Genomic DNA, 16,685 nt, shown 5'->3' on the forward strand with positions numbered 1-16,685 from the left:
AAGTCATCTCAGGGACAGACGTTTTAGGTTTGAGGATTGAGTGTGTACTTGCAAAATTCAAGTCTCCCGCATCTGCCAGAGACTCTGTCAGACAGTACGATAGGCGGCTGGGTGCGATCGCGCTCAGCGCAATCACCCGAAAGCATTGCGTTTACCTTTTTGGCCGATGGCGAACAGGAAACTGATCAGCTGACTTACAGCGTCCTCGATCAGCGCAGTCGAGCGATCGCGGCGCAGTTGCAAAGTCAGTTCCCGCTGGGAACGAGAGCCTTATTGCTCTATCCGCCAGGACTAGACTTTATTACCGCTTTTCTGGGTTGTCTCTATGCCGGGATGGTCGCTGTCCCCGCTTATCCACCCAAATCTAAGCGTCAGCAGAAGATGGCGCGTTTGCGGTCGATTGCGGTGGATTCGCAAGCGGCGATCGCCCTGACAACGACAGCCGAGTTGAGCGATATTCAGGCTGGTTTGCCAGCGGCTGGTTTAACGGAGCTGACCTATATTGATACCCCGGCGATCGCGGCTCAGGTAGCTGCTGACTGGCGGGCTCCCGACTTAACTGCCGATACACTCGCCTTTTTGCAATACACCTCTGGCTCAACTGGTCAGCCCAAGGGCGTGATGATTAGCCACGGCAACATCATGCACAACCTGCAATATATCCACCAGGTTTCTGAACTAACTGCCGATAGCGTCTCTGTCTCCTGGCTGCCCAGCTTTCACGATATGGGTCTGATTGACGGCATTCTTCAGCCCCTCTACAGCGGCTATCGGGGGGTTTTAATGCCTTCAGTGGCTTTCATTCAGCAGCCCATTCGCTGGCTACAGGCGATTTCTAACTATCGCGCCACCCACGCTGGTGGCCCTAACTTTGGCTATGACCTCTGCGTCCACAAAACGACGCCGGAACAGCGGGTTGCGTTGGACTTAAGCTGCTGGTCACAGGCTTATGTCGGGGCGGAGCCGATTCGTCAACAGACGCTCACCGCCTTTGTGCAAACGTTCCACCCTTACGGTTTTCAATCCCGATTTTTCTATCCCTGTTACGGCATGGCGGAATCGACCTTGATGATTGCGGGGGGGGCGGTGAGCCAGGAGCCTACCTACTGCGCCGTTGAGGCCGAGGCTTTAGAGCAACATCAAGTGGTTGAAGTTGCGGCCTTAGATCGCTCAAGTCGAGATCTGGTGGGATGCGGTCAGGCGCAGCTAGAAACACAAATTGCGATCGTCCATGCCGATACCCAAACACGGTGCCAGCCGCATCAGGTGGGCGAGGTGTGGGTGGCTAGCCCCAGTATTGCCCAGGGCTATTGGAATCGCCCTACTGAAACCGCCGCCACGTTTGGGGCTTACATTGCACCCGATCGCGAAGGGCCTTTCTTACGCACAGGCGATTTAGGCTTCATCCGGGCAGGAGAGCTGTTTATCACTGGCCGGATCAAAGACCTGATCATTGTCCGCGGACGCAACCACTATCCCCAAGATTTAGAACTCACCGCCGAACAGAGCCATCCGGTGCTGCGACCGGGCTGCAACGCGGCGTTTACAGTTGAGGTGGCCGGAGAAGAACGGGTCGTCATTTTGCAGGAGGTCGAGCGCACTCATCTGCGCCACCTCGATGCTGATGCCGTTATCAGCCAGATGCGTCAAGCGATCGCGCGTGAGCATGATCTAGAAGTTTATGCCATTGCCCTGCTCAAGCCTGCCAGCATTCTTAAAACCTCAAGCGGCAAAATTCAGCGCCGCGCCTGTCGTAGCCGCTATCTTGCCGGAGCGTTAGCCATCGTCGCTAGTCAGACGCTAGCCGCTACTGACTGGCAAGCCCGCCCGCCGCTGGCAACTGCCTTTGTAGCGCCTAGAAATCAAACTGAGCAAACCCTGGCCGCACTTTGGCAAGACTTACTCAAGCTGGAGCGCGTTGGCGTGCAGGACAGCTTTTTTGAGCTAGGGGGAGACTCTCTGCTGGCGGCTCAGCTCAGTCAGGTTCTCAGCACTCACTTTCAGCGAGATTTTTCGGCGATCGATCCGTTTGAATATCCCACGATTGAAGCCCTAGCCCGATACCTAGACGCCGCCCCCAACCCATCTGTAAAGCTGGCGCAAATTCGCAACCGAGCGCGGCAGCAACAAGGCGCGATCGCGGCTGAAAAACGCGCCGCCCTCCAGAGAAGGCAAAACCGTCATGGTTAATTTAGAAATGTCAAATATGAATCAGGCTGCGACAGCGATCGCGGTCATTGGCCTAGCAGGTCGATTTCCTGGCGCAGATACCGTTACCCAGTTTTGGCAGCATCTCTGTCAGGGAAAAGAGACCATTACCCGCTTTTCTGAGGCAGAGCTACGGGCGGCTGGCATTGACGCCACTCTGCTAGCCCGCCCCAACTACGTCAAAGCGGGCGCTGTCCTCTCAGACGTTGAAACCTTTGACGCGGCCTTCTTTGGCTTTAGCCCCAGAGAAGCAGAACTCATGGATCCGCAGCATCGTCTGCTATTGGAATGTGCTTGGACGGCCTTAGAAGATGCTGGCTATCCGCCCCCGGCGCTGACAGCGCTCACAGGCGTCTTCGTTGGCTCTAACCTGAGCCACTATTTGCTAAAGCATTTGGCCTCTGATCGAGAGCTGTTGCAGTCTCAGACCTTAGAAACCCTAATTGGTAACGATAAAGATTATCTCGCTACTCGAATCTCTTATCTGCTAAATCTTAAAGGCCCCAGCCTCAGCGTAGGTACCGCTTGCTCAACCTCTCTGGTGGCGGTGCATCTGGCCTGCCGCAGTCTGCTCGGCTATCAGTGCGATATGGCGATCGCTGGCGGTATTTCGTTGCAGAGTCTGCAACCTGAGGGTTATCTGCATCAGCCCGGTAGTATTGCCTCACCGGACGGACATTGCCGCGCCTTTGATGCTCAGGCTGAAGGCACGGTGTTTGGCAGCGGTCTGGGACTGGTGGTATTGAAGCGGCTGGCGGCAGCCGTGAGCGATGGTGATCATATTTATGGCGTCATCCGAGGGTCTGCCATTAATAACGACGGCGCTGAAAAAGTAGCCTACACCGCGCCCAGCGTAGAAGGTCAGGCAGATGTGGTTGCTGAAGCCCTGGCGATCGCCGAGGTTGACTCCAGCAGTATTAGCTATATTGAGGCGCACGGTACGGGGACAGCGCTGGGCGATCCGATTGAAATTAAGGCTTTAAACCGCGTCTTTCAGCCCCGCACTGCCCAGACTCAGCGCTGCGCCATTGGCTCAGTTAAAACCAATGTTGGTCATCTGAACGCGGCGGCTGGCGTCACCGGATTGATCAAAACGCTGCTGGCGCTAAAACACCAGCAACTTCCGCCCAGCCTGCACTTTCAGCAGCCCAATCCCCATATTGACTTTGCCAATAGTCCCTTTTATGTCAATACCCAACTGACAGACTGGCAAGCCAATGGCACGCCTCGTCGAGCTGGCGTCAGTTCTTTTGGGATTGGCGGAACCAACGCCCACGTCGTTTTAGAAGAAGCCCCCCCTAGCAAATCAGCCCAGCCGTCTCGCCGCTGGCAACTGCTGCTGCTGTCTGCCAAGACCGAGACAGCTTTAGAGACAGCCACGGCTAATTTAGCCACGCATTTGCAGCAGGCATCGTCCCTCAACCTGGCAGATACGGCCTACACCCTACAGGTGGGTCGTGCCGCCTTGGCCTATCGGCGGCTGGTCGTCTGTCAGTCTAGCGATCGCTCTGCTGAGGTGGCGTCCGTCCTAAAATCTGGGGATCCGCACCGAGTCTTGACGGGAAAAACCACGGGAGAGCAGCGGGCGATCGCTTTTCTCTTGCCGGGACAGGGGGCGCAGTATCCCGGCATGGCCAAAGAACTGTACACCAGCGAACCCACGTTCCGAGCAGTCGTCGATCAGTGCTGCCAGCTTCTGACACCTCAGTTAGACATAGACTTGCGATCGCTTCTGTTTGCCGACCATTCAGCCCATCACGCTCAACAACTCCATCAAACTCGCTGGACTCAACCCGCTCTCTTTGTAATTGAGTATGCCTTGGCGCAGCTATGGATGCATTGGGGGGTGCAGCCCAGTGCCTTGCTGGGGCACAGCCTGGGTGAACTGGTGGCGGCGTGTTTAGCAGGCATTTTTACGCTCGAAGCTGCTTTGCAACTGGTGGTGCTACGGGCAGACCTGATGCAGCAGTGTCCTCCGGGAGCCATGCTGTCGGTACCCCTGTCAGCCGCAGCGCTACAGCCCTGGCTGAGTTCAGAAATTACCCTGGCGGTGAGCAATGCCCCGTCCTTGTCCGTTGTCGCCGGAACAGAAGCCGCGATCGCAGCTCTCGCCGCTGAACTGGCAACCCAGGGGACTGAAACGCATCGGTTGCAAACGTCTCACGGGTTCCATTCTCCTTTGATGGCACCTGCCGTTCGACCGTTTGTGGCAGCCGTCCAGCAGGTAGCGCTGCATCCGCCCCAAATTCCCCTGCTCTCGAATGTGACAGGCACTTGGTTAACCGATAAAGAAGCTACCGATCCGCACTACTGGGGGCAACAGTTACGACAGTCGGTGCAGTTTGCCGCAGGCATCCACAACCTGGTGCAAGACACTAGCCAAATTCTGCTAGAAGTCGGCCCCGGTCGGACGTTGACAACTTTAGCCAAGCAGCAGGCAGCCGCAGCGCAACTTCTGTTCACCTCGCTACGCCATCCGCAGCAAGCGGTATCTGACGGCGAGTATTTGTTGCAGACGTTAGGGCAGCTTTGGTTGGCGGGTGTGGCTATTAACTGGTCGAACTTCTATGAACACGAGCAGCGACAGCGTCTGTCTTTACCCACCTATCCGTTTGAACGGCAGCGCTACTGGATTGAGGCGGGGGCATCGTCGCCGCCGACTGTCCATTCACTCGATCGCAGGTCTGAAGCAGACTGGTTTTATCTACCGTCGTGGCGACGCGCCCCCCGGCTGACGCAGCAGTCTGAGGCGGTAGAGGCTGGCTGTTGGCTGGTGTTTTTGACCTCAGCTTCGTCATTTGTCCAGCCGCTACTGCGGTTATTAGAGCAGGCCGGACAAACGGTGATTCAGGTCACACCCGCTGCCGAATTTACCCAACTGGGCGATCGCCAGTATAGTCTCAATCCTCATCAGCCCGAAGACTATGAAACGCTGTTGCAAACGGTGATGATTCGTCACGCCACGCCGCAGCGGGTTTTGTATGGCTGGAGTTTGAGTTCTCAGGGGGCTGAAGATACCGTTCTTGCCGATGCTTATACGGCTTTTTATGGCCTCATCTCGCTGACCCAGGCGATCGCCAAACACTTAGCCCATGTTTCGTCGCTACAAATCAATGTGCTGACGTCTGGACTGCATGACGTGGTGGGTACCGAATCGGTATCACCAGAGCAGGCGGCGATTTTAGGCGCTTGTAAGGTGATTCCTCAAGAATATCCCCACCTCACCTGTCGCCATCTCGATGGGGACGGCGAGCCATCGGCAGCTACGCTCTCGTCGCTGCTACCGTCGCTGCTGGCAGAGTTGCTGACGCCACCCACCGCCCTGACGGTGGCCTATCGCGGGGCGCACCGCTGGGTACAAACCTTTGAGCCGCTGTCATTACCGTCAACGCCTGAGGCGTCGCGTTTGCGGCGAGGCGGGGTTTATCTGATTGCTGGCGACTTGGTCAACGGACTGGGGTTTGCGATCGCGCAGGCTTTAATTGAAACCTGGCAGGCTCAGGTTGCCTTAGTCGGCCAAAGCGACCTGCCGGAGCGTCACCTGTGGCAGCAATGGCTGACCACCCACGCAGAGACGGATGCGGTCAGCCGTCGGATTGCCCAGATTCAAGCTTTGGAGCAAGGGGGAGGGCAAATTTTGCTGTTGGCAGCCGATCTGACCAATGCCGACCAGATGCAGCGGGCGATCGCTCAAATTGACCAGCAGTTTGGCACCCTGCACGGGGTCATCTATACCCCTGCAATCAATGCCGCCCAAGCGACCCGGTCTATCGCCGAACTCACGCGCGCCAATAGCGCCGCAGAAATAGAGTCCCGCTTGCAGGGATTACAGGTGCTAGAGCAGTCTTTGCAGCACCAGTCACTAGATTTTTATCTGGTGCAGTCTTCCTTAGCCTGTGTGCTGGGTGGGCCAGGACTAGCTGCCTACACCGCCAGCTATAGCTGTCTTGACGCGGCGGTCACTCAGCGCTGTCACACCCGGCCAACTCCCTGGTTTTGTCTCAACCGTCAAGCCTGGTATGCAGAATGGGATGCTGACTTGTCAACGCCTTCTCACCTAACGAGCCGTAAGCTGGCAATGACGCCTGCTGAAGTTTGGGCAGCTATGCAGCGGGTGCTGGCAATGCCAGGGCCAGGACAGGTTGTGGCGTCTACGGCAGCGCTAGAGGCTCGATTAGCGCAGGCGACTCAGCCCAGCGAAAATCCAGATGGGTGGCAGCAGTTGCGATCGCGAACGCACACCCGGCCCACCCTCAGCAATCGCTACGAACCACCTCAAACAGAACTCGAACAGGCGATCGCGGCGGTTTGGCAAGCGCTACTAGGACTTGAGCCAATTGGTCTGTACGACAATTTCTTTGAGCTAGGTGGGCATTCCCTGTTGGCAATTCAGGTGATCTCCCGTCTACGAGAACAGTTTCAGGTGGAACTGCCGCTCAAAAGCATTTTGTTTGAAGCCCCCACCGTAGCCGGATTAGCCAAGGTGATTGCGGCTCAAACAGAAACCGTCGCTGCCGAGCAAATGCAACAGCTCTTGAGCGAAATTGAAAAGCTTTCTCCCGAAGAAGTGCAGGCAAGGCTGACGCCGCCGTCTTCGCTGAGTCAGTCAATCAGGATGACCGATCATGAATGAGTTTGCCAAGCGGATTGCCGCCCTTTCCCCCGAACAGCGAACCTTATTAGCACAGCAGCTACAGCGACGGCACTCGCAGCCAGTCACTCCCCCTCCTCTGCCGCGCCGTCAGGCAGAAGATGGCCTGCCCCTGTCCTTTTCCCAACAGCGGCTGTGGTTTTTAGACCAGTTTCAGGGTCAAAGCCCGGAATACAACATTTCGGCAGCGCTGCGCTGGCAGGGGCCGATCAACCTAGCCGTTTTGGAGCGGGTCTTTAATGAAATGGTCAGGCGGCATGAGGTTTTGCGCACCACCTTTCCTGCGGTTGAGGGACAGCCGATTCAGGCGATCGCGCCGACGTTGAGCCTGCCTTTACGGATTGTAGATCTGCAAAACCTATCAGTTCAGCAGCGAGAACGCGAACTGCAACAGCTCGCCCAACTAGAACTGCGCTGGCCGTTTGATCTCACCCAAGGGCCGCTGATGCGCACCACTCTGTTGACTTGGGGCGATGCTGACGCTTGGCTGCTCGTCACGCTGCACCATATCATCGCCGATGGCTGGTGTCGCGGCATCTTTTTGCAAGAGCTAACGATCTTGTATCAGGCGTTTATCCAAGGACAGCCGTCACCGCTCGCCGCGTTGCCGCTTCAATATGCTGACTTTGCTCACTGGCAGCGGCAGCAGCTTCAGGGAGAAGCGTTAGAACGGCAGCTTGCTTACTGGCGACGGCAGTTGCAAGACAGTCCGGCTCTGCTAGATCTGCCCACCGACCGTCCCCGGCCAGCGGTGCAGACCTTTAGAGGCACTCGCTGTTTTTTTGCCCTCTCACCCGATTTAGTCCAGGCGCTCAAAACGTTGGCTCAGCAGCAGGGCGTCACGCTGTTTATGACGCTGCTGGCAGCTTTTCAGACCCTACTGTATCGCTACACGGGACAAACCGACATTCTCGTAGGCTCACCGATTGCCAACCGTACCCACCCGGCGTTAGAGTCGCTCATTGGCTTTTTCGCCAATACGCTGGTGCTGCGAACAGACCTCTCTGGCGATCCGAGCTTTCTAACGCTGCTACAGCGGGTTCAGACGACTGCCCTAGACGCTTATACGCATCAGGACGTTCCGTTTGAAAAGCTGATTGAAGCCCTACCCGTAGCCCGTAATCTCAGCTATAGCCCCCTGTTTCAGGTGATGTTTGTGCTGCAGGGCGTGCCGCTAGCCTCAACAACCCTGCCCAATCTGACGCTAGAACCCATCAGGGTGGATAGCGGTACCGCTCGCTTCGACCTGATGCTGAACCTATCGCAAACCTCTAGCGGTAGCCTTGAGGGAATTTGTGAATACAACACTGATTTGTTTGATGCCACTACCATTGAGCGGCTTCTAGATCATTTTCAGGTCTTGTTGAACGGCGTTGTCACCCATCCGCAGCAGCGTCTCTCCCAGCTACCGTTGCTATCTGAAGCGGCCAGACATCAGCTATTGGCAGAGTGGAACGCAACTCAGACGGAGGACGCCCCATCCCCCGCCCAAGGCTGTCTGCATCATCAGATTGCGCTACAGGCGGAGAAAACGCCAGCGGCGATCGCCCTTAGTTGGGCCGATCAGCATCTCAGCTATCGAGAACTCAACGCCCGCGCCAATCAGCTCGCTCACCACTTGCAGCAGCTTGGCGTCGCCCCCGGCACCCTAGTTGGCCTCTGTCTAGAGCGCTCTCTAGAGATGGTGATTGGCATGCTGGCTATTCTCAAAGCGGGAGGAGCTTACCTTCCCCTCGACCCCGCTTACCCCACTGAGCGCTTGGCGCTGGTGCTCAACGACGCCCCAGTGTTGCTGCTGCTGACGCAAACTTCGCTGCTGGCTAAGCTACCTGCCCAGACACCCCCCACGTTCTGTCTCGATCGAAACTGGCCCACCCTGGCCACCTACCCTACAGACAATCTCCCGCTGCTAATGACGCCTGAGCAGCTGGCCTACGTTATCTACACCTCCGGCTCGACGGGCAAACCCAAAGGCGTTCAAATTCCGCATCGGGCGGTGGTTAACTTCTTGCAGTCGATGCAGCGCCAGCCGGGACTGGTGCCGCAGGATGTCATGCTAGCTGTGACGACCATTGCCTTTGACATTGCGGGTCTAGAGCTGTTTCTGCCGCTAGTGACGGGCGCTCGCGTGGTGCTGACAGATCGCTTGACGGCAGCCGATGGCTCACTGCTAGCGGCGCTAATTGACCGGACACAGGCGACTGTGATGCAGGCGACACCCGCCACCTGGCAGCTATTGATTGCGGCAGGCTGGTCGGGTAAGCCGGACTTAAAGCTGCTGTGTGGCGGCGAAGCGCTGTCTCATGCTTTAGCGGCGGCGCTGCGGCAGCGGTGTGGGTCATTGTGGAACCTCTATGGGCCGACAGAGACAACTATTTGGTCGGCGCTACACCGGGTTGCTCCAGAGCCGCCAGCCGCCGCCGCGTCCACGGCAATTCCTTTAGGCCGCGCGATCGCCAACACGCAGCTTTATGTACTCGATCGCCATCTCCAGCCAGTACCGATTGGCGTGCCGGGTGAGCTGTATATCGGCGGGGCGGGGCTAGCCCAAGGCTATCTGAATCAGCCTGGACTGACGGCGGAGAAGTTTGTGCCCAATCCGTTTTTGGCAGAATTCAAAATTCAAAATTCAAAATTTACTGCCTCATCCCCTCATCTTGCTATTGACTCATCTACCCTCTATAAAACTGGCGATCGCGTTCGCTATCGGGCTGATGGCACCTTAGACTTTTTGGGGCGCATCGACTACCAGGTGAAGCTGCGCGGCTTCCGGATTGAGCTGGGCGAAATCGAGGCGGCTTTGGATCAGCACCCCAGCGTCCAGAAAAGCGTAGTGGTCGATCGCGACGTCCAGGGCGATCGCCGCTTGGTTGCCTATATCCAGTCTGAGCAGGCAATGGACGCGACCGAGATGCGGTCGTATCTGCGGCAAATCTTGCCAGACTACATGGTGCCAGCGGCTTTTGTCTTGCTAGCGGCGCTGCCTTTGACGCCCAATGGCAAGATCAATCGGCGATCGCTGCCAGAACCCCAGTGGCAACCCCCAACACCGCTGTCAACCCGTCCTCAAACGCCCGTTGAAGCCTGCCTGGTAGAGATTTGGAGCCAGGTGCTGCACCTGAAAACGGTCGGCATTGACGATAATTTCTTTGAGCTAGGGGGTCATTCGCTGCTGGCAACCCAGATCATGGCTCAGGTAGAGCGTCATTTTCAAATAGCCTTACCGCTGCGCCAACTCTTTGAAACGCCTACCATTGCCGCTTTTGCGATCGCGCTTGAAACTACCCGACAAGAGAGGGCACCCCAGGTCGTTGCCGCCATTGCGCCCGTTGAACGGACGCAGCCGCTGCCGCTGTCCTTTGCCCAGCAGCGTCTCTGGTTTTTGGCTCAGTTGGAACCCGACAGTCCGTTTTATGCCCTGCCAGCGACAATTCGGCTGGCGGGGTCTTTGAACATTCCAGCGCTTTACCACAGCCTGCAGGAAATTGTCCGGCGGCATGAAAGCCTCCGCATGCGTTTTCCCATCCATCAGACTCAACCCGTTGTTGAGATTCGCCCCGATATGGCGCTGCCTCTGCCTGTTATCGACCTGAGCGCTTTGGCGGCAACGGCTCAATCGGCAGCGCTGCAACAGCAGGTTGAGGTCAATGCGCGGCAGCCGTTTGATTTGGCTACTGACTGGCTACTGCGGGTGCGATTACTCAAACTGAGCGATCGCGAACATCGGCTGCTCATTGCCATGCATCACATCGTCACCGATGGCTGGTCGATTGGGGTACTGCGGCAAGAGTTGACGATACTGTATGCAGCCTATTGCCAGCAGCAGCCCGCTCCCCTCCCCCCTCTGCCGATTCAATATGTTGATTTTGCAGCTTGGCAGCGGCAATGGCTCCAGGGAGAGCGTCTGAGCGCTCAGCTAGATTACTGGCAGCAGCAGCTTGCCGATCTCCCTGGGGCGCTGTCTCTACCGACGGACTACCCGCGTCCGCCCATCCAGACTTTCTGCGGTAGCAGCTATGAGTTCACCCTCAGCCGCGACCTCACCGACCGCCTGCAAGCGCTCAGCCAACAGCAGGGCTGCACGCTATTTATGACGCTGCTAGCTGGTTTTGCCCTGCTGCTGAGCCGTTATAGCCACAGCGACGATATCGTGGTGGGTTCACCCATTGCCAATCGCACCCGGCCAGAGTTGGAACCGCTGATAGGTTGCTTTGTTAATACGCTGGTGCTGCGCAGCGATCTCTCCCAAAACCCTACGGTTAAAGACCTGTTAGGGCGGGTGCGAGCGATGGCTTTAGCCGCCTATGCCCATCAAGATCTGCCCTTTGAACAACTGGTGGAAGCGATACAGCCGGAGCGCGATCTCAGCCATACACCGCTGTTTCAGGTCATGTTTGTGCTACAAACACCGCCTCAGCCTTTGCAACTGCCAGAACTCGCGGTGGATCTAGCCGCCAGCGATCGCCCCGTGGCCAAATTTGACCTCACCCTGTCAATGACAGCAACGCCGACAGGATTGACGGCGCACTTAGAATACAGCACCGATCTATTTGCCGCCGCCACGATTGAGCGGCTAGCGGGGCATTTGCAAACCCTCTGGACGGCAATGACGGCTCATCCTGACTGGCCTATTGGGGAACTGCCGTTGCTGACCCCCTCTGAGCGGCAGCAGTGGCTCCAGGGGCATACCGCCCCTACCTCGGTTCCAGACGGTACTGTGATTGACTGGATCGAACGCCAGGTCAACCGCACGCCCAATGCCATTGCGGTAATTGATGGCGACCAGCAGCTCACCTACCGCCAGCTAGATCAGCAGGCCAATCAACTCGCCCATTATTTGCAGCAGCAAGGAATTGGCCCGGAGCGTTTAGTCGGCCTTTGTGTCGAGCGATCGCTGGCGATGGTGGTGGGGGTGCTGGCTGTTCTCAAAGCGGGCGGGGCTTACGTTCCGCTTGATCCAACCTATCCAGAGGCGCGGTTGGCATACATGCTTAAAGATGCGCAAGTGGCGGTACTGCTGACGCAGCAATCTTGCTTAGCCAAGCTGCCGACTTTACCCATTCCTTGCCTCTGTCTGGATACTGACCGCGAGGCGATCGCGCAGCATCCTGCCACCTTCTCTGGCGTCTCCCGCCACCCCGACCAGCTAGCCTATGTCATCTATACCTCAGGCTCCACGGGCAACCCCAAGGGCACCCTGATCACCCAACGGGGCTTAGCCAACTATCTCCATTGGTGCACTCAAGCCTATGCGGTTAAGCAAGGCCAAGGCACGCTTGTACATTCCTCTTTGGCCTTTGATTTAACCATTACCGGATTGTTCTCACCCCTACTGGTGGGACAGTCGGTAGAACTGGTGACGCCAGCCTGGGGTATTGAGGCGCTAGCAATGGCGCTACGGCAGCGATCGCAGCTCAGCTTAGTCAAAATTACGCCCGCTCAGCTTCAGCTTCTCGCCGAACAGCTCGACCCCGCCGAAGCCGCTAACTGCACCAACGCCTTCGTAATTGGGGGTGAAAATTTGCGGCCAGAGCACATTGCCTTTTGGCAGCGCTATGCGCCGACAACGCGGCTGATCAATGAGTATGGGCCGACAGAGACGGTGGTTGGTTGCTGCGTCTATACCGTACCGCCAGATAGCTCCTATTCGGGGCCAATTCCCATTGGTAGAGCGATCGCCAATACCGAACTTTACGTCCTTGATCAGCACTATCAGCTTGTTCCCAGCGGCGTGGTGGGAGAACTCTACATTGGCGGGGCGGGGCTAGCCCGTGGCTATTTGCATCGCCCTGATTTAACGGCGGCGGTTTTCATCCCTCATCCCTTTAGTGCAACACCCGGAGCCAGACTGTATAAAACGGGCGATTTGGCTCGCTATCGCCCAGACGGGACGCTGGAATGTTTGGCGCGTCTAGATCATCAGGTCAAAATTCGCGGCTTCCGGATTGAGCTGGGCGAAGTTGAAACGGCTCTGAACCAGCATCCTCAGGTGCAGCAAGCCGTGGTGCTAGCTGAGGCCGCTTTAGGCAATAGCCAGCAACTGGTTGCCTATGTCGTTTGGGCAAGCGAGACGGGGACACCCGCCGATTTGCGGCGCTGGCTCAAAACCAAGCTGCCAGATTACATGGTACCTGCGGTCTTTGTGGCTTTAGAGCGGTTACCGTTGACGGCTAACGGTAAAGTTGATCGCCGCCAGCTACCGCAACTCACCGAGGCGCAAGCGATCGCCGCAGCGACCACGGCGATCGCCTTTCGTACACCTGTAGAAGAAATCCTGGTAGGGATCTGGCAGGCGGTGCTACAGCAAAAAGCCGTAGGGTTGCAAAACAACTTCTTCGAATTGGGGGGACACTCGCTGCTGGCCACCCAGGTCATTTCCCAAATGCGGCAAGCCTTTCAAATGGAAATCCCGCTGCGTCATCTATTTGAATTTCCGACAGTAGCGGAGCTAGCAGCCAGCGTAGAGAGACTGCAATTAACGGCAACCGCAACCAGCCTGCCGCCGCTAAAGCCACGGGATAAAGCTGAGCCGCTGCCCCTGTCCTTTGCCCAACAGCGTCTTTGGTTTCTAGCCCAGCTCGAACCCGCTAGCCCGTTTTACAACGTCCCAGCCGCCGTACGGCTTCAAGGCGATCTCAATATTTCAGCCCTCCAGCGCAGTTTAGCAACCCTGGTCAATCGGCACGAGGTGCTGCGGACGGCGTTTGCAGCTCAGGCGGGTCAACCCGTCCCCGTGGTATCGGAGACGGTGGCGCTGCCACTACCGCTGATTGATCTCAGTGCCCTACCGATTTCGCAGCAAGATAAAGTCGTCAGCGACTTAGCTCAGGCAGAAGCCCAACAGCCCTTTGCCCTCAACTGTAGTCCCCTCTTGCGAGTCAGGCTGGTGCAAATGCAGCCCCAAGTGCAGGTGCTACTGCTCACGCTGCATCATCTCGTTTCTGATGGCTGGTCAATGGGTGTGTTCATCCAGGAGATGGCCGATCTCTACCAAGCCTTTTGCCAGGAGCAGCCGTCGCCTTTAGCTGAGTTGCCCCTTCAGTATGGAGATTTTGCAACCTGGCAGCGGCAGTATCTCCAGGGCGATCGCCTAGCGTCACAGCTAGCCTACTGGCAACAGCAGCTAGCGGGTGCCCCGCCCGTCTTAGAGTTGCCCTATGATTATCCCCGGCCAGCGGTACAGACGTTTCGGGGCGAGCGGTATACCTTTAGCCTTTCTGCGGCTCAAACCCAGGGGTTAAAACAGTTCAGTCAGCAGCAAAACTGCACCCTATTCATGACGCTGCTGACGGCGTTCCAAATCCTTCTAGCTCGCTACAGCGGCCATGACGACATTGTGGTGGGGTCTCCTATTGCCAATCGCAACCGCGCCGAAATTGAGGGGCTAATTGGCTTTTTTGTCAATACCTTAGTCTTGCGCACTGACCTTTCGGGCCAGCCGACTGTGCAACAAGCGCTGCATCGCGTGCGTGAGGTGGCGCTGGCCGCTTACGCGCATCAAGATTTACCGTTTGAGCGTCTGGTCGAAGCCCTACAGCCAGAACGCAGCCTCAGCCATGCGCCTTTATTTCAGGTCATGTTCATTTGGCAAAATGCGCCCACCGCAGCGCTGGCGCTACCCGGTCTGAGCCTGAGTCTGATAGAGTCGCAAACTCAAGCGGCTAAATTTGATCTGACGCTGTCTCTACGAGAAACCGACGCTGGCATCAGCGGTGCCTTAGACTACAACTGCGACCTGTTTACGGCGGCAACCATTACCCGCTTAGTAGCGCACTGGCAGCAAATTTTAGCGGTAATGGTGGCAGCGCCTAGCCAGCCCATCAGCGCCATTGACCTGCTGACGCCGCAGGAGCATCGGCAGATCCAGGCATGGAACCAGACTGAGGCGGTCTATCCGCCAGTGTGCCTGCCTGATCTGGTGGCGGCTCAGGTTGTGCAGACGCCAGATGCAGTGGCGCTTTGCTATCAGCAGCAGCAACTCACCTACGGCGAACTCAGTCGTCGCGCTCATCGACTTGCCCACCATCTCCGCAGTTTAGGGGTGCAGGCAGGCCAGCGGGTGGGCATTTCTTTAGCGCGATCGCCAGATCTGGTGATTGCCCTGCTGGCCGTTCTCCAGACGGGGGCAGCTTATGTGCCGTTAGATCCGGCCTATCCCCTGGCTCGCCGTCGCTTCATTCTAGAGAATGCAGGTATTGCGGTGCTGGTGACGCAACAGCCCGAAACTGCCACGGCGCTGCCACCCAACATTCAAATTGTGTGCCTAGAGCGCGATCGCTTCGTGATTGAGCAAGCAAGCTCTGAACCGCTGCCCGCTCTAGCCACACCGGAGACTTTAGCCTATGTGCTGTATACCTCTGGCTCAACTGGCAAACCGAAAGGAGTGCAAGTGCCCCATCGAGCTGTGGTCAACTTTCTCCAGTCTATGCAGCGCACACCAGGACTGTCTGCGGTAGATGTGCTGCTATCCGTGACGACGATTGCTTTTGACATTGCCGCTCTAGAGATCTTCTTGCCCTTGATCAGCGGCGCTAAAGTCGTGCTCATCGATCCGGCAGCCACCGCCGATGGTCGGCAGATGGCTACTCAAATTGAGACGGCTCAGGCCACTGTGATGCAAGCCACGCCAGCCACCTGGCAACTGCTGCTGGCGAGTGGCTGGTCGAGCGATCGCCCTTTGAAACTGCTGTGTGGCGGCGAAGCGCTGTCTTATCCCCTGGCAGAGGCTTTGCACCAACGGGGCGAGACGCTATGGAATCTGTATGGCCCTACAGAAGCCACCATTTGGTCAGCGGTTCATCGCGTCAGCCCGCTTCTGACGGCAGAGACACCTTCGGCACAGACGACGGTTTCGGTGGGGCGACCCATCGCCAACACGCAGTTTTATGTGCTCGATCAGCAGCAAAACCCAGTTCCGGTGGGGGTACCGGGAGAACTGCATATTGGTGGCACAGGGCTGGCGTGGGGCTATTTGTATCGCCCTGATCTGACGGCTGAGAAGTTTATTCCCAATCCGTTTCAGACGGCAGATTCTCCACCACAGTTTTCGCGGCTTTACAAAACTGGCGATCGCGTCCGCTATCGATCTGACGGCACGCTGGAATTTCTAGGCCGTTTGGATCATCAAGTGAAGATTCGCGGTTTTCGGATCGAGTTAGGCGAAATTGAGGCTCAATTGCTGCAACAGCCTGCCATTGGCAACGCTGTGGTGGTGACGGATGCAACGACGGATCATCAGACGCTTGTGGCCTACCTGGTACGGCATCCCCAAGCCAAGCTAGAGCGAGAGGAAGTGCGTGAGTTTCTGCGTCAGACCTTACCGGACTATATGGTGCCATCTACCTATGTCCAGCTAGAAGCGCTGCCGCTAACGCCCAACGGCAAAGTCGATCGGCGGGCACTACCAGCACCGCAGCAGCAAACGCGGCTTAGCCCCTGCCAAACCTATCTTGCACCGCGCAACCAGCTAGAGCAGACCATTGCTCAGGTCTGGCAGCAAGTCTTAGCGCTTGAAACCGTCGGCGTTAACGATAACTTTTTCGATTTGGGCGGGCACTCGCTACGACTGGTGCAGGTGCAGAGTCAGCTACAGCACCACCTAGCGGTTGAGTTACCTCTCCTCGACCTGTTTCGCTATCCCACGGTGGCTTCGCTGGCGGCCTTTTTGAGCCGACAGGGTACTGGCGCTGACCAGCCAACTAACCCTCAGACCAAGCGCGATCGCACACAGCAAATCCAGCAAGGCAAAGATCGCCTGCGGCAGTTTCGCCAGCTTAGCCCATTCAAGACTTAGGGCGATTGGGCTATAGCACCCCATCCCCCTTTG

The 16,685-nt window shown here is 57.2% G+C and carries 3 protein-coding genes; all 3 read left to right on the forward strand.

Translation table 11 applies throughout. From position 1 onward, the window contains the following. Positions 1–42: 42 nt before the first annotated feature. The 3 genes from ACTS3T_RS24000 to ACTS3T_RS24010 are packed head-to-tail and all read left to right on the forward strand — an operon-like array spanning position 43 to position 16,652. Positions 43–2,190, forward strand: a complete 2,148-nt coding sequence (locus ACTS3T_RS24000; protein WP_377965037.1) for an AMP-binding protein — start codon at positions 43–45, stop codon at positions 2,188–2,190. Continuing rightward, a complete protein-coding gene (locus ACTS3T_RS24005) occupies positions 2,183–6,841 on the forward strand; it encodes a type I polyketide synthase (protein ID WP_462935871.1) in 4,659 nt (1,552 codons plus the stop codon). The genes ACTS3T_RS24000 and ACTS3T_RS24005 overlap by 8 nt, the downstream gene beginning before the upstream one ends. Next, positions 6,834–16,652, forward strand: a complete 9,819-nt coding sequence (locus ACTS3T_RS24010) for a non-ribosomal peptide synthetase (RefSeq protein ID WP_462935872.1) — start codon at positions 6,834–6,836, stop codon at positions 16,650–16,652. Before ACTS3T_RS24005 ends, ACTS3T_RS24010 begins: the two co-directional genes overlap by 8 nt. Positions 16,653–16,685 lie beyond the last annotated feature (33 nt).

It is taken from the genome of Almyronema sp., assembly GCF_052168255.1.
GTDB classification, from domain to species: Bacteria; Cyanobacteriota; Cyanobacteriia; order Phormidesmidales; family Phormidesmidaceae; genus Sphaerothrix; species Sphaerothrix epifaneia.

Excerpts from the sequence above, each read along its gene's own strand:
- ACTS3T_RS24005 (WP_462935871.1), top strand. The coding sequence starts at position 2,183 with ATGGTTAATTTAGAAATGTCAAATATGAATCAGGCTGCGACAGCGATC.
- ACTS3T_RS24010 (WP_462935872.1), top strand. The coding sequence starts at position 6,834 with ATGAATGAGTTTGCCAAGCGGATTGCCGCCCTTTCCCCCGAACAGCGA.